This is a genomic window from Mycobacterium colombiense, from assembly GCF_003284935.1.
GTDB lineage: Bacteria > Actinomycetota > Actinomycetes > Mycobacteriales > Mycobacteriaceae > Mycobacterium > Mycobacterium arosiense_A.
In genome coordinates this window covers 78,149-92,576 of record NZ_QMEV01000014.1, presented here as the reverse complement: position 1 = coordinate 92,576, position 14,428 = coordinate 78,149, and the positions used below count along the sequence as shown (strand labels likewise).

The following is a 14,428-nucleotide window of genomic DNA, read 5'->3' as shown; positions in this document are numbered from 1 at the left end:
GATGTGGGCGGGCCCCCTGTGCGCGGGGCTGCTGGCCCGCGCCGGTGCCACCGTCGTCAAGGTCGAAAGCCCGCGGCGCCCCGACGGCACCCGGGCAGGCAACCGGGCGTTCTTCGACTGGATCAACGGCCAAAAGCTCTGCTATGCACTAGATCTCGAAACTCAAACCGACGAATTGCGGGACTTGCTGGCCGTCAGCGACATCATCATCGAGGGCTCGCGCCCCGCGGCCCTGGCGCGCCGCGGGCTCGGACCCGATGACATCACGCCGCGCGCCGGCCGAATCTGGTTGCAAATCATCGGTTATGACGGCCGCAGACCGGGATTCGGCGACGACGCCGCGGTGGCCGGTGGGCTGGTCGGCACCAGCGCCGACGGGCCGGTGTTCTGCGGCGACGCGATCGCCGACCCGCTGACCGGGCTGGACGCGACCCTGGCGGTGGCCGAATCCCTGGGCCGCGGTGGCGGCGAGTTGATCCGCGTATCCATGGCCGGGGTCGCCGCGGCCTACGCGGCGCTACCGACCGGGCCGTCGGCATCGAGCGCGCGCGTGTCGGCCCCGCAGGCGCCGCCGGCCTCCCCGCCGGCGTCCGGGCTGGGTGCCGACAACGAGGCCGTACGCCGCCTGGTCGGCCAGAAGCGGTGTCTGTCATGCTGATCCAACGGGCCACCTTGCTGGACGGGACCAGGACCGACATCCGGGTGGGTGCGCTGATCGAGGAGATCGCCCCGCCGGGCGAGGGCCTGGCGGCGCGCCCGGGGGAGGGCGTGCTGTACGCCGGCGGTGGCACCGTCCTGCCCGGCCTGCACGATCACCATGTGCACCTGCGCTCGGCGGCCTCGGCGCAGGATTCGTTCCTCGTCGGGCCGCCCGGGGTCAGCACCGAAACCGAACTCGCCCACTTGCTGGCCAACGCCACGCCGGGCCCCGACGGCTGGATTCGCGCGGTGGGCTACCACGATTCGGTTGCCGGAGAACTCGATCGCGGCGCACTCGACGCCATCGTCCCCCACATTCCCGTGCGCATCCAGCACCGCAGCGGGGCGCTGTGGATCCTCAATTCCGAAGCGCTGGGGCGGGTCGGGCTGGCCGAGCATCCCGACGGCCGGCTGCGCAGCGCCGACCGCGGCTGGTCGTTGGCCCTGCAGCGGCGCGAAACCGATCTGGCCGAATTGAGCCGCCGGATCACCGCGACCGGTGTCACCGGCGTCACCGACGCCAGCCCGGATCTGGACGCCGACGACATCGAATCGCTGACGACCGCGCACCGGCGCGGCGAGTTCCGGCCCCGGTTGAGCTTCCTGTCGCCGGGCAAGAAGATCCTGCACGACGACGCCCTGGACCTCGACGGGCTCACGGAATGGGTTGCGCGCCAGCATGACAACGGTCAGCCGGTGGCCGTGCACTGCGTGACCGCGGCCCAGCTGGTGGTGACCATCGCGGCCCTGCGCGAGGCGGGCGGCCACCCGCACGACCGCATCGAGCACGCCGCGGTGGTGCCCGACGACGACCTGTCCGACCTCGCCGGGCTCGGGGTCACGGTGGTGACGCAGCCCAACTTCGTCGCCGAGCGCGGCGACCAATACCTCGCCGAGGTCCCCGCCGCCGAGCACGATCAGCTGTGGCGCGTCGCATCCCTGCGCAACGCGCGGGTGCCGGTCGCGTTGTCCACCGACATGCCGTTCGGCCACGGCGATCCCTGGACGGCGATGCGCGCCGCGGTGCACCGCACCACGGTCCAGGGCGCCGTTCTCGGCCCGCGCGAATGCGTCTCGGCGCGAGAGGCTTTGACGATGTTTTTGGGCCGAGCCGATCAGCCGGGCCGGCCGCGCACCGTGGACGTCGGGCAGCCGGGGGACCTTTGTGTGCTCAACGAACCGCCGCAGACGGCGCTGGCCGCCCTGGACGCCGGCCTGGTGGCGGCGACCGTCATCGGCGGTGAGTTGGTGTACTTCGCGATGTGAGGCGGTGTCAGGCGGCCGGGCTGAGCGCGGCGCGCAGACTGGTGCATTGGCTGTCGAAAAACCGCCGCGACACTTGGGCTTTCGGCAACACCAGGTCGAAGCCGTGGAAGGCGCCCGGAATGGTTTCGACCTGGCACGGCACCCCCGCGGCCGTCAGGCGCTCGGCGTAGGCGAGGTCTTCGTCGTGGAACAGGTCGTGCGTGCCCACCCCGATCCAGGCCGGCGGCAATCCGCTGAGGTCGTCGCGGCGCCCGGGCACGGCGACCTCGGGGTCGGCGTTGCCGAGATACGCCGCCCAGCCGAACTTGTTGCTGCGGTTGTCCCACAACCGGTAGTGCGCCCTGGGTGCGGTGGCCGAGCTGCGGTCGTCGAGCATGGGGTAGGTCAGCAGCTGAAATGCCGGGCTCAGCTCGGCGCGGTCGCGGGCCAGCAGGGCCAGGGCCGCCGCGAGGCCGCCGCCGGCGCTGGCGCCGCCGATGGCGATGCGGTAGCGGTCCACCGAGGGCAGCCCGGCCAGCCAGGTCAATGCCGAATAGCAGTCTTCCAGCGGCGTGGGATACGGATGTTCGGGCGCCAGACGGTATTCCACCGATGCGACGGTGATGCCCAGTCGCCTGCTGAAGCCGCTGCACAGCTGGTCATCCTGTTGGGCGGTGCCGATCACGTATCCGCCGCCGTGGATCCACAACAGCGCGGGCGCGGGCGCGGTGACTCCGGCGGGCCGGAACAGCCGGACGCCGGCCCCCGAACCCAGGGTGATCGATTCGACGCCGGCGACGGGCTTGCCCAGGCGTGCCCGCCACGCGAGCCCCGCCCGCATCAGCGGCAGGGTCCTTGGACCGACGAGCCGACGTGGGGCGACGCGGGCGAATCGTTGCAGGTCAGGATGAACATCGTTGTTCGTCACCGCATCAGTATCACCGACGCGGAAAATCAGGGGACGGCTATAGGGGATCTGCCGTGCACCATCGACATCTAGGAGGCAGCGTGACCGCCAACACCCCCCGGCTCGCTTCGCGGTTCGTCGACACGGCTCTGGGAACGCTGCGCGTTCAGGTCAGTGCGGGCACCGGACCCGCCGTCCTGATGTGGCCGAGCCTGTTGATGACGGGCGACCTGTGGGCCGGGCAGGCCGCGCGCTTCGGCGACAGCCATCGCCTGGTGCTGATCGATCCGCCCGGCCACGGCGCCAGTGCGCCGCTGCGCGCGATGTTCAGCTTCACCGACTGCGCGCGCTGCGTCGTCGACCTGATGGACGGCCTCGACATCGACAGGGCCCATTTCGTCGGCAACTCGTGGGGCGGGATGATCGGCGGCACCTTCGCCGCCCGTCACCCCGACCGCCTCGACCGCGCGGTGCTGATGAATTGCACGGCCTCGAAAGCCGGTGTCGCGCAACAGGTGCAGTATGCCGCCATGCTGTGGTTGGCGAAGGTGCTCGGCGGCATCCGGCCGCCGCTGACCCACTCGGCCGTCCGCGCTTTCCTGGGGCCGACGACGCTGCGCACCCGCCCGGACGTGGTGGCGACCGTGCGGGCAGCCGTGCAGTCGGTGGACACCGATTCGGTCCGCTGGGCGGTGCGCAGCGTGGTGTCCGCGCGGCCCGACCAGCACGCCCTGCTAGCGGGGGTCACGGCGCCGGTGCTGGTGGTCGCCGGCGCGGAAGACGCCACCTTTCCGGTGGCCGAGACCCGCGCCATGGCCGACTCGATCCCCGGCGCGTCCTTCGCCGTGCTCGACGGGGTCGCGCACCTGGCGGCGCTCGAAGAGCCCGCACGGGTCAACGAGCTGCTGGACGCGTTCTTGTTCGGCCGATGAGGTAGGCCGACGCCGTCCCGCCACGAGCCGAAAAGCCTTGCCCGAGAACATAACTCCGAAGCACCCGCTACCCCGGCGAGGGCGGCGCGCACGTCCGGCACGCGCCGGTGGGTGAACCGTGCCGGTCGCTGCACCGTAGCCGCAGGGAGGGTCTGGACGAGAAATGGATTAACGGAGCCACGATCGGGGTATCGGAGCAATGCTGACGCACGGGCTTGCCGTCAGCGTGTTGGGGTTTGCCGGTGCGTCGCCGCAACGTCCCGCAACGGGACCGAGTGGCGGCACACCGCCCGATCGGCCAGGACGCGAGGACGTGGAATGCTTGGGCAGCTTTACGATCGGGCACTTGGCGGGGAGCGATGTTGGATCCGTCATGACGACGGCGAACTGCGGCCGCTGCCGGCGCACCGATGGTTGGGTGCGCGACGTCCCGGCGACGGAACTGGCGACGCCGTCGACCAAGCCTTCGACGAAATCTTCGACGAAGCCGTCACGCGGATGTGCACCGGACCGACAATCGAGCTGGGTTGCGGTCCGGGCCGGTTGGTGGCGAGGCTGGTGCAGCGGGGCATCCCCGCGCTCGGCATCGACCGGTCCGCGACCGCGATCCAGCTGGCGGGTCGCGGTGGTGCACCCGCCCTGTTGGGCGACGTCTTCGAGCCGCTGCCGGGCACGGGCCTGTGGCAGACGGTCCTATTGGTCGACGGCAATGTCGGGCTCGGCGGGGATCCCCGCCGAATCCTCGGGCGCGCCTTCGAGCTGTTGGCCCGCGGCGGGCGGTGCGTGGCCGAATTCGAGGCCGAGGCCATCGGCATCTGTTCGCGCTGGGTGCGCCTGGAGTCGGCGGGGGAGGTCGGACCCTGGTTTCGCTGGGCATCCGTCGGGGTGGACAGCGCCGCCGCCCTGGCCGCGCAGGTGGGGCTGACGCTGACCAGCGTCAGCCTTATCGGTGGCCGGGTGATCGCCGACCTGACGGCCGGGTAAGCGTGTCGTACACAGCAAAATTCGGCGAACGCAGCGAACCTTCAAAAGCCGTTCAAACAGCGTAAATATCGTCGTCAGCGAGCATGCCCGGCAAAGCGATTCCGCCACGCCCGCGCGTTCTGAGGAAACCTCAGTTTGCGAAACCCCGTGAGGGGTACAGTCCCGTTCATGACGGCGAATGGTCCGGGCATTACCGATTGCGTGAAATGGTTGCTGCGGGCCCGCCCCGGCGACTATGCGCTGGCGTTGAGTGTGGCCGGGGCTTCGCTGCCCGTGGTAGGCAAGCATCTTGAACCCCTGGGGGGTTTGACCGCCATGGGTGTGTGGGGCGCCCGGCACGCGCCCGAGGCGATCTCCGCGGTGACCAAAGGCTGGTTCACACCCGGCATCAACGACGTCCGTCGCCGTGACCGCGAGAGCACCCAGCAGGTGTCCCTCGCCGCATTGCGTGGGGTCGTGGCGGCCGCGGACCTCGAGGCGGACTGGCCCGTCGCCGAGAAGACGCCGCCGATCTGGGACGGCCTGCGCCAGCGCCGCTATCTCTATCGCCGCGCCGTCCACTACGGGGACCACCCCGATCAGGTGCTCGACGTCTGGCGGCGCAAGGACCTGCCGGCGCAACCCGCACCCGTCCTGATCTTCCTGCCGGGCGGCGCCTGGGTGCACGGCAAGTGCATGGGCCAGGGATCGGCGCTGATGTCCCGGCTCGCCGAGCAGGGCTGGGTGTGCCTGGCGGTCAACTACCGCGTCTCGCCGCACCACCGCTGGCCCCGCCATATCGTCGACGTCAAGACCGCCATCGCGTGGGCGCGCGCCAACGTCGACAAGTTCGGCGGCGACCGCGATTTCGTTGCGGTGGCGGGATGTTCGGCCGGTGGGCACCTGAGCGCGCTGGCCGGGCTGACGCCCGACGACCCGCAATTCCAGGCGAAGCTGCCCGAGGGCGCGGACACCTCGGTGGACGCGGTCGTCGGGATCTACGGCCGCTACGACTGGGAGGATCGCTCCACGCCGGAGCGCGAACGGTTCGTCGAATTCCTCGAGCGCGTCGTGGTGAAAAAGTCGATCGCCCGGCGCCCCGAGATCTTCCGCGACGCGTCCCCGATCGCGCGCGTGCACCGAAACGCGCCGCCCTTCTTGGTCATTCACGGCAGCAAGGACACCGTGATCCCGGTCGAGCAGGCGCGCAGCTTCGTCGAGCGGCTGCGGGCGGTGTCGCATTCGATGGTCGGCTACCTGGAATTCCCGGGCGCCGGTCACGGCTATGACCTGCTCGACGGCGAGCGTGCCGGCGCCGCGGCGCACGTCACTTCGCTGTTCCTCAACCAGATTTACCGCACCAAGACACGCGTCGGGGCAAAAGAGGTCATCTGAACCGGCACCGCTGAGTATGGTCCCTCTATGGGCAAGGGGCAGGGGTGAAGAGGCTTAGCGGGTGGGACGCCGTACTGCTGTACAGCGAAGCGCCGAATGTCCACATGCACACCATCAAAGCCGCCGTCATCGAGCTCGACGCTGACCGCCGGTCACTGGACGTCGACACCTTCCGCGAGGTCATCGCCGGGCGGCTGCACAAACTAGACCCGTTCTGCTACCAGCTCGTCGAGGTGCCGCTGCACTTCCACCACCCGATGTGGCGGGAGAACTGCGAGCTCGACCTGAACTATCACATCCGCCCCTGGCGGGTCTCGCCCCCCGGAGGCCGGCGCGAACTCGACGAGGCCATCGGGCAAATCGCCAGCACGCCGCTCGACCGCAGTCGCCCGCTGTGGGAGATGTACTTCGTGGAAGGCTTGGCCAACAACCGGATTGCGGTCGTCGGCAAAATTCACCACGCCCTGGCCGACGGCGTCGCCTCGGCGAACCTGATGGCCCGCGGCATGGATTTGCAGCCGGGCCCGGAGGGCAAGCCGTACGCCTGTGACCCGCCCCCCACCACGCGGCAGCTGATGGCGTCGGCCTTCGCCGACCACATGCGCCATGTCGGACGGCTGCCGCACACCATCCGCTACACCGCCCAGGGTTTGGGCCGGGTGCGCCGCAGTTCGCGCAAGTTCTCCCCGGAGCTGACCCGGCCCTTCGAACCGCCACCGACCTTCATGAACCACAAGATCACCCCCGAACGCCGCTTCGCCACCGCCACCCTGGCGCTGGCCGACGTCAAGGAGACCGGCAAGCGGCTCGGGGCGACGATCAACGACATGGTGCTGGCCATGGCGACCGGGGCGCTGCGCACCCTGCTGCTGCGGTACGACGGCAAGGCCGAACCGCTGTTGGCGTCGGTGCCCATGAGTTTCGACTTCTCGCCCGAACGGATCTCGGGCAATCGCTTCACCGGCGTGCTGGTGGGCCTGCCGACGGACTCCGACGACCCGCTGGAGCGGGTGCGGTGCAGCCACGAGAACGCCATCGCCGCCAAGGAAAGCAACCAGCTGATGGGCCCGGAGCTGGTCAGCCGGTGGGCCGCCTACATGCCGCCCCGGCCCACCCAGGCCTTCTTCCGGTGGGCGTCCGGTCGCGACGGGCACAACAAGATCCTCAACCTGAACATCTCCAACGTTCCGGGCCCGCGCAAGCGCGGCCGGGTGGGCGGGGCGCTGGTCACCGAGATCTACTCGGTGGGCCCGTTGACCGCGGGCAGCGGCCTGAACATCACCGTGTGGAGCTACGTCGATCAGCTCAACATCTCGGTGCTCACCGACGGGTCCACCCTGGAGGACCCGCACGAGGTCTCCGACGCCATGGTCGCTGACTTCATCGAAATACGCAGGGCCGCAGGACTTTCCGAAAAGTTGACGGTCGTCGAGGCCGCGATGGCCCCGGCGTGATCGGGCCGGATCGCTAGCTGATCACCGTCGGCGGTAAGCCGGATCTCGCCGGGACGTTAACGCCATTTCCGGCGCCCGTTACCATCGGTCCGACAGGAGCTATCTGGAAGCCACCCATTCCCTGAAGGAGCTGTGCGGCACGTGAGCACTGGGAACGACGACGCCAACGAACCCGAAGTCCTGGTCGAACAACGGGATCGAATCCTCATCATCACGATCAACCGGCCCAAGGCCAAGAACGCGGTCAACTCCGCGGTGGCCAATGGCCTGGCCGCCGCCGTGGACCGGCTCGACAACGAGACCGGCCTCTCGGTGGGCATCCTCACCGGCGCGGGGGGCTCGTTCTGCGCGGGCATGGACCTCAAGGCCTTCGCCCGCGGCGAGCTGCCCATCGTGGAGGGCCGCGGCATGGGCTTCACCGAGCGTCCGCCGGTCAAACCGCTGATCGCGGCGGTCGAGGGCTACGCGCTGGCCGGCGGCACCGAACTGGCGCTGGCCACCGACCTGATCGTGGCGTCCAAGGATTCGGCGTTCGGCATCCCGGAGGTCAAGCGCGGGCTGGTCGCCGGCGGCGGCGGGCTGCTGCGGCTGCCGCAGCGCATCCCGTCGGCCATCGCCATGGAGCTGGCCCTGACCGGTGAGAACCTGAGCGCGGAGCGCGCGCATGCGCTGGGCATGGTCAACGTGCTGGCCGAGCCCGGCACGGCGCTCGACGCCGCGATAGCGCTGGCCGAAAAGATCGCGGCGAACGGGCCGCTGGCGGTGGCCGCCACCAAGCGGATCATCGTCGAGTCCCGCGGCTGGAGCCCCGAGGAGATGTTCGCCGAGCAGAACAAGCTGCTGGGCCCGGTGTTCTCGTCGAACGACGCCAAGGAGGGCGCGATCGCCTTCGCCGAGAAGCGCCCGCCCAAGTGGACGGGCACCTGAGTTAGGCAGCTCGATCCCCTTCGGCCGCAAGGCTTTCTGAGTCCGCGCTGTCCTCGGCGGTGACCGGGCCGGCCACCGCCGCTGCGGCATCGGTGGTCGGCGGCGGAGCCAGCCCGGGTTCGGGGGTCAGCAGCATGGTCGTGCGGGCTTCCAGCACGTGGCCGATGAAGAAGTCGTAGATGACGATGCCGACGACGGCGCCGATCAGCGGGCCGACGATCGGGATCCACCAGCAGCCGGTGGTGCCGCCGTAGTCGCCGGGCAGCCCGGCGCGCAGTCGGGTCATCGTGGTGGTGTCCAGTCGGGTCTGTCCGTGGCGGAGGGTCGGCGATTCCACGTGGTTCCTTACCGGGTCGGCGGTCTACGGGCCGGGCACCGTGAAGCGGGTCCGGGCGGGCATCGGGGTGGGTTAACCCACCGCCAGCTGCGGGTAAACCTCGCCGGCACGCTCGGGCGATGCGGCGTGGTGACGGCGCTGGGCCGCAAGATAGTTGCGTGATCTAAACTACAGTCGAGCATGACACTTTTGGCCAGCTTTGTAACGTGTTGAGACCGGAGAAAGATCGAGGATGAGCATTTCGTTGCTGCTCGAGATGGCCGCGTCGGGCAACGCCGAGCGCACGGCCGTGGTGTCGGGGGACCTGCGGCTGACAACGCAACAGCTCAGCGATCTCGCCGACGGCGGCGCCGGGGTGATCGCCGCGTCGAACGCCAAGCACGTCGCGTACGTGGGCACCGGCGGCGCGATGCTGCCGGTGCTGATCTTCGCCGCGGCGCGCGCCGGCGTGCCCTTCACGCCGATCAACTACCGGCTCTCCGCCGACGGCATCCAGGCGCTGATCGGACGGCTGCCCGAGCCGTTGGTGATCGTCGACAGCCGCTACCGCGACGCCGTCGGCGAGGTGTCCGACCGCGCGATGGTGTCCGACGATTTCCTGGAGGCCGCGCGCGATCGCGGCCAGGCCGCGGAGGTTCCCGCGTTTCCCGACCCGGATTCCATCGCGATCGTGCTGTTCACCTCCGGCACCACCTCGCAGCCCAAGGCCGTCGAGCTCTCACACAACAACCTGACCAGTTACATCACCGGGACGGTGGAATTCGGGGCGGCGGAGGACACCGACGCCGCGCTGATCTGCGTGCCGCCGTATCACATCGCCGGGGTCAGCGCCGCGCTGTCGAATCTGTACGCCGGACGCAAGATGGTGTATCTGCCCAATTTCGATGCGCAGGAATGGGTTCGGTTGATCAACGCCGAGAACGTGACCACCGCGACGGTGGTGCCGACCATGCTGGACCGCATCATCAGCGTGCTGGACAACGGCGATGGAACGGCCATCGAGCTGCCGTCGCTGCGCAACCTGGCCTACGGCGGTTCCAAAGTGGGCCTGCCGCTGGTCCGCCGCGCGCTCGAGCTGCTGCCCAACGTGGGCTTCGTCAACGCCTACGGCCTGACCGAGACCAGCTCGACGATCGCGGTGCTCACCCCCGACGACCATCGCGCCGCGCAGGCGGCGTCGACCGCCGAGGCCGCCCGGCGGCTGGGGTCGGTCGGCCAGGCGGTGGCGGGCATCGAGCTGCAGATCCGCGACGAGGCCGGCAACGTGCTGCCGCCGGGGCAGACGGGCGAGCTGTTCGTGCGCGGCGAGCAGGTGTCGGGCCGCTACACGGGGATCGGCTCGGTGCTCGACGACAACGGCTGGTTCCCCACCAAGGACATCGCCATGCTCGACGACGAGGGCTACCTATTCATCGGCGGGCGCAGCGACGACACCATCATCCGCGGCGGCGAGAACATCGCGCCCGCCGAGCTGGAAGAGGTCCTGGTCGAGCACCCGCACGTGCGTGACGTCGCCGTGGTCGGCGTCGAGGACCCGCAGTGGGGCCAGGCGATCGTCGCGGTGGTGGTGCCGGCGGCGGGCGCCGACCCCGACCCCGAGGAATTGCGTGAATTCGTCCGCAAGAGTTTGCGCGGTTCGCGCACTCCCGACGAGGTAGTGTTTCGCGACGAGCTGCCCACCACCGCGACCGGCAAGGTCTTGCGGCGGGAGATCATCCAGACCCTCACCGGATTGCGCGCCGCACCGGCCCAGCAGTAAGCGATCAAGGACGGAAATCAATGATCAAGAACGGAACTCGTCTCGCCAGCCAGGTGTGCGACACCCAGGTGATCGTCGTCAGAAGCGCCGACAGCCTGGACGACTTGCGGTGTGGCGGTGCGCCGATGGTGCCGGTCGGGGGCGAGCGGTCGGGCGAATTGGACCCGGCGTTCGCCGACGGCACGGTCATGGGCAAGCGCTACGTCGACGAGACCGGCGCCGAGGTGCTGGTGACCAAGCCGGGCGCGGGCAGCCTGAGCATCGGGCAGACCGCCCTGCAGCTCAAAGAGGTCAAGCCGCTACCCGCCAGCGACTGAGCGGGTCAGCGCGCCGCGTCCTGCTTGCCCGAAATCTTGTTGCGGGCAACGAATTCCTTTGCCTTGATCAGGAATTCGAGTTGCTCGCCGACCTGATGCAGCGGGCCCGCGTTGCGGGTGGAGCGGGAGAGCACGATCGCGCCCTCCAGCGCGGCGATGGACATCACCGCCAGGGAGGCGGCGTCGGCGTCGTCGAAGCCGTCGTTGACGAATGCGCGGGTGAGCGCGGTGCACCAGCGGCCCAGGATGGCGCCGGCCTCGGCGGAGAGCTTGGGACCGTCGTCGTCCGAACAGCCGATCGCCGCCGCCACGACCGGACAGCCGGCGGTGAAACCGCCGTCGGTGAGCAGCCGCTCCCAGAATCCGACGAACTCGGCCAGCAACACCCTGGCGCCCCGCCCGGCGGCGTCGTCGATCATGGCGGTGATGGAGTCACCCGAGTAGCGCAGCGCCTCGGTCAGAATCTGGTTGCGCCCGTCGGGAAAGTGGTAGTACACCGAACCGCGCGGGGCGCCGCTGCGGGCGAGCACCGCGTCGATGGTCACGCCGGCGGCTCCGCGCTCGCGCATCACTTCGGCGGCGCTGGCCAACATCTTCGTGCGGGTGCCCCCGCGTTTCGCCCGGCCCTGGCCCGGCGCGGCCTCATCGATCGTTGACGTGGGAGCACCTCCCGGAGCTGGGATCATGCAGCGTGCGAGTGCCGCAACGCGGGCCAGTGCATGTGGCGGGGGCTGAAGCGGAAGGTGCGGCGCCGCAAGTCTGGCATCTCGCGGGTGTATTGATAGCCGGCGACGTTGAGCTCGATGATCCACATGATGTTCTCCCGGCCTGTGATCGGCCCTAGATTATGCTATGAAACATATAAGACATCCGTAAACTAAGCAATTCCTCAGGCAAAGTGTGATCTACGTCGCACAAATTGCAGGCTGGCCGCATCCCCGCTTGCGGGCGCCGGCGCACAGCGACCTCAAAATTATGCTCTTTAGCATAATTTCGAGGCGTGCGGCTCGCTGAGCGGATGGTCGTCAGCCCCGCGCCGGCAGACCCGTCTCGGGGAGCGCCGAGGCTGAAACGCCGAACGTGCACCCACGGCGAAAAATCGACGGAAAATTCGCTCTGAGTGCACGCTCGGCGGTGAAAGCCAGGGTCACTCGATGGTGTGGCCCATCGGCATCAACACGCTCTTCTGCTGGGTGAAGTGCTCGACGCCCTCCGGCCCGTTCTCACGGCCGATGCCGGAGTTCTTGTAGCCGCCGAACGGGCAGCACGGGTCGAACGCGTACCAGTTGATGGCGTAGGTCCCGGTGCGGATCTTCTCCGAGACCTCGATGCCCCGCTGCACATCGGCGGTCCACACGCTGCCGGCCAGGCCGTACACCGAGTCGTTGGCGATCTTGATCGCGTCCTCTTCGGTGTCATAAGGGATGATCGACAGGACCGGGCCGAAGATCTCTTCCTGGGCGATCGTCATCTTGTTGTCGACGTCGGCGAAAACCGTTGGCTGCACGAAGAATCCGCTGTCCAGACCCTCCGGGCGGCCGCCGCCGGTCACCAGCCTTGCGCCCTCCTCGATGCCCTTGGCGATGTAGCCCTCGACCCGGGCGCGCTGCTTCTCCGAGATCAGCGAGCCGATCTGGGCGGCCGGGTCCGACGGCAGGCCCACCGGCAGCGCCTGAACGAAAGCGCTTACGGCGTCCACGATTTCGTCATACCGCGACCGGGGGGCCAGGATGCGGGTCTGGGCCACGCAGGCCTGTCCGCTGTTCATGATCCCGGAGAACACCAGCATCGGGATCGACGCGGCCAGGTCGACGTCGTCGAGCACGATGGCCGCTGACTTTCCGCCCAGCTCCAGCGTGCACGGCTTGAGCATGTCCGCGGCGCGACGGCCGATCTCCTTGCCGACGGCCGAGCTGCCGGTGAAGGAGAAGAGGTCGACGTCCGGGTTCGACGTCAGCGCCTGCCCGGTCTCGATCCCGCCGGGCACCACCGACAGCACGCCCTCGGGCAGCCCGGCCTCGGCGAAGGCCTCCGCCAAAGCGTTTGCACTCAAAGGGGTTTCGGCGGCCGGCTTGAGCACCACCGTGCAGCCGGCCAGCAGCGCCGGGCCCAGCTTGTTGACGGCCAAAAACAGCGGCACGTTCCACGCGACGATCGCGCCCACGACGCCGATCGGCTCGCGGTGCACGATGCTCTGCCCGTAGCCGCCGGTGCGGACCTCTTTCCACTTGACCTGGTCGACGGCGGGGCCGGCGAAGAAGTTCAGGGCCCCGATCGAGCTCATCCAGTGCATCGTCTCGACGCTGGTCGGCGGCTGCCCTGTCTCGGCGGCCAGCAGCTGGGTGAACTGGTCCTTGCGCTCCTCCATCAGCTTGAGCGCGTTGGCGATCACGGCCGCGCGCTCCTTCGGCGGGGTGGTGGGCCAGGGGCCGTTGTCGAAGGCCGCGCGCGCCGCGGCGACCGCGGCGTCGACGTCGGCGGCCGCGGCCAGCGGCACCTTCCCGACGTACTCGCCGGTGGCCGGACAGTGCACCTCGATGACATCGGAGGTGGACGGTTCGGTCCACTTGCCGCCGATGAAAAGCTTGTCGTATTCGGTCTTGCTCTCGGTCATGGCGCCACCCTACCCAAGGCGACGCAAAACGAGAACACGTTTCACTCTTGGGGTTGCAGGACCAGCACCAGATTGCTGACCAGGAACTCGCGCAGTAGCGGCACCGAGGTCAGCCACCACGCCCATCGCGGGTGGTAGCGGGGAAATGCGGCCACGCCGGCCCCGGTATTGGCCGCCCAGGCCAGACCGTCGGCGGTGGACACCTCGAACAACGACGACCCGTAGTTGTTTTTGGGCGGGTGGCCGTGCTTGCGGGTGTATCGCGCGGCGGCCCGGGCGCCGCCTAGGTAGTGCGTCAGGCCCATCTCATGGCCACCGAAGGGCCCCAGCCAGACCGTGTAGGACAGCACGGCCAGCCCGCCGGGCTTGGTGACCCGCAGCATCTCGGTGCCCAGCTGCCAGGGCCGCGGCACATGCTCGGCGACGTTGGAGGACAGGCAGATGTCCACGGAGTCGTCGGCGAAGGGCAGCGCCATCCCCGAGGCGCGCACGCATGGCGCCGCCGTGCGGACACCGGCGGGCCCGGCCGCGTGCATCTCGCGGGGGTCGGGTTCGACCCCGACATAGCGGACCCCGGCATCGGTGAAGGCCGCCGCGAAGTAGCCGGGGCCTCCGCCGACGTCGAGCAGCGTGCGCCCGGCCGGTGAACCGCCGTGGGTGCCGCGCCACAGGTCGCCCACCATCGCGGCGGTATCGGCGGCCAGGGCGCCGTAGAACCGGGCCGGATCCGACTGCTCGTAGCGAAACTCCGACAGCAGCCGCACCGAGCGGGCCAGCGTCGCCCGGCGCGCGAAGAGGTCGGTGGCGCCCACCGGGCACACCCTACGGAGGCGGCCGGAACCGTCGGCATGCCGCCGGCGCGTATCGCCGCCGGTTAGG

15 protein-coding genes are annotated in these 14,428 nt (G+C 69.4%); 9 read left to right on the top strand and 6 right to left on the bottom strand.

All coding sequences use genetic code 11. The annotated features are described in order from the left end of the window. On the top strand, positions 1-658 hold a 658-nt coding region (locus DQP57_RS09795), incomplete at its 5' end, for a CoA transferase (protein ID WP_205869083.1). After that, positions 652-1,965 (top strand): amidohydrolase family protein, encoded by a 1,314-nt coding sequence (locus DQP57_RS09790; protein WP_112632778.1) that lies wholly within the window; start codon positions 652-654, stop codon positions 1,963-1,965. The genes DQP57_RS09795 and DQP57_RS09790, both read left to right, overlap by 7 nt. A 7-nt stretch (positions 1,966-1,972) precedes the next feature. On the opposite strand, the gene DQP57_RS09785 is transcribed toward DQP57_RS09790, so the two are convergent. Continuing rightward, positions 1,973-2,872, bottom strand: a complete 900-nt coding sequence (locus DQP57_RS09785) for an alpha/beta hydrolase (protein ID WP_112632777.1) — start codon at positions 2,870-2,872, stop codon at positions 1,973-1,975. 179 nt (positions 2,873-3,051) lie between these two features. Between DQP57_RS09785 and DQP57_RS09780 the strand changes: the two genes are divergently transcribed. The 5 genes from DQP57_RS09780 (at position 3,052) to DQP57_RS09760 (ending at position 8,522) form a co-directional block, all read left to right on the top strand. Then, positions 3,052-3,783, top strand: a complete 732-nt coding sequence (locus DQP57_RS09780; RefSeq protein WP_112632785.1) for an alpha/beta fold hydrolase — start codon at positions 3,052-3,054, stop codon at positions 3,781-3,783. 318 nt (positions 3,784-4,101) lie between these two features. Then, positions 4,102-4,767, top strand: coding sequence for an SAM-dependent methyltransferase (locus DQP57_RS09775; RefSeq protein ID WP_112632776.1), 666 nt, complete (start codon positions 4,102-4,104; stop codon positions 4,765-4,767). A 168-nt stretch (positions 4,768-4,935) separates the two neighbouring features. Continuing rightward, the gene (locus DQP57_RS09770; RefSeq protein ID WP_112632775.1) at positions 4,936-6,141 is read left to right on the top strand and encodes an alpha/beta hydrolase; all 1,206 of its coding nucleotides are present in this window, start codon (positions 4,936-4,938) and stop codon (positions 6,139-6,141) included. A 44-nt stretch (positions 6,142-6,185) separates the two neighbouring features. Beyond that, entirely contained in the window at positions 6,186-7,595 is a 1,410-nt protein-coding gene (locus tag DQP57_RS09765; RefSeq protein WP_112632774.1) for a WS/DGAT/MGAT family O-acyltransferase, read from the top strand. Between the two features lie 132 nt (positions 7,596-7,727). Beyond that, complete coding sequence (locus DQP57_RS09760; protein ID WP_430918661.1) at positions 7,728-8,522, top strand: crotonase/enoyl-CoA hydratase family protein; 795 nt, start codon at positions 7,728-7,730, stop codon at positions 8,520-8,522. A gap of 1 nt (position 8,523) precedes the next feature. Here DQP57_RS09760 and DQP57_RS09755 read toward each other — a convergent pair whose 3' ends face one another. Beyond that, the gene (locus DQP57_RS09755; protein ID WP_205869081.1) at positions 8,524-8,859 is read right to left on the bottom strand and encodes a hypothetical protein; all 336 of its coding nucleotides are present in this window, start codon (positions 8,857-8,859) and stop codon (positions 8,524-8,526) included. 232 nt (positions 8,860-9,091) lie between these two features. Between DQP57_RS09755 and DQP57_RS09750 the strand changes: the two genes are divergently transcribed. Beyond that, positions 9,092-10,618 carry a class I adenylate-forming enzyme family protein gene (locus DQP57_RS09750; RefSeq protein WP_112632772.1) on the top strand — a complete coding sequence of 509 codons (1,527 nt, stop codon included), beginning with the start codon at positions 9,092-9,094 and terminating at the stop codon, positions 10,616-10,618. A gap of 20 nt (positions 10,619-10,638) precedes the next feature. Continuing rightward, entirely contained in the window at positions 10,639-10,935 is a 297-nt protein-coding gene (locus DQP57_RS09745) for a hypothetical protein (protein WP_067124006.1), read from the top strand. Positions 10,936-10,940: 5 nt separating this feature from the next. Here DQP57_RS09745 and DQP57_RS09740 read toward each other — a convergent pair whose 3' ends face one another. The 4 genes from DQP57_RS09740 to DQP57_RS09730 all read right to left on the bottom strand — a co-directional run bounded on the left by DQP57_RS09740 (position 10,941) and on the right by DQP57_RS09730 (position 14,361). Next, a complete protein-coding gene (locus DQP57_RS09740; RefSeq protein WP_112632771.1) occupies positions 10,941-11,528 on the bottom strand; it encodes a TetR/AcrR family transcriptional regulator in 588 nt (195 codons plus the stop codon). 89 nt (positions 11,529-11,617) lie between these two features. Beyond that, positions 11,618-11,749: a hypothetical protein gene (locus tag DQP57_RS27430; protein ID WP_255361682.1), complete on the bottom strand. Its 132-nt coding sequence runs from the start codon at positions 11,747-11,749 to the stop codon at positions 11,618-11,620. A 333-nt stretch (positions 11,750-12,082) separates the two neighbouring features. Further along, entirely contained in the window at positions 12,083-13,549 is a 1,467-nt protein-coding gene (locus DQP57_RS09735; protein WP_112632770.1) for an aldehyde dehydrogenase, read from the bottom strand. 41 nt (positions 13,550-13,590) lie between these two features. Further along, entirely contained in the window at positions 13,591-14,361 is a 771-nt protein-coding gene (locus DQP57_RS09730) for a class I SAM-dependent methyltransferase (protein WP_112632769.1), read from the bottom strand. Positions 14,362-14,428: the final 67 nt, after the last annotated feature.

Coding starts and splice junctions, on each gene's coding strand:
- DQP57_RS09775 (WP_112632776.1), top strand. CDS start 4,102: ATGCTTGGGCAGCTTTACGATCGGGCACTTGGCGGGGAGCGATGTTGG.
- DQP57_RS27430 (WP_255361682.1), bottom strand. CDS start 11,749: ATGTGGATCATCGAGCTCAACGTCGCCGGCTATCAATACACCCGCGAG.
- DQP57_RS09750 (WP_112632772.1), top strand. CDS start 9,092: ATGAGCATTTCGTTGCTGCTCGAGATGGCCGCGTCGGGCAACGCCGAG.
- DQP57_RS09770 (WP_112632775.1), top strand. CDS start 4,936: ATGACGGCGAATGGTCCGGGCATTACCGATTGCGTGAAATGGTTGCTG.
- DQP57_RS09780 (WP_112632785.1), top strand. CDS start 3,052: ATGTGGCCGAGCCTGTTGATGACGGGCGACCTGTGGGCCGGGCAGGCC.
- DQP57_RS09735 (WP_112632770.1), bottom strand. CDS start 13,549: ATGACCGAGAGCAAGACCGAATACGACAAGCTTTTCATCGGCGGCAAG.
- DQP57_RS09740 (WP_112632771.1), bottom strand. CDS start 11,528: ATGTTGGCCAGCGCCGCCGAAGTGATGCGCGAGCGCGGAGCCGCCGGC.
- DQP57_RS09745 (WP_067124006.1), top strand. CDS start 10,639: ATGATCAAGAACGGAACTCGTCTCGCCAGCCAGGTGTGCGACACCCAG.
- DQP57_RS09790 (WP_112632778.1), top strand. CDS start 652: ATGCTGATCCAACGGGCCACCTTGCTGGACGGGACCAGGACCGACATC.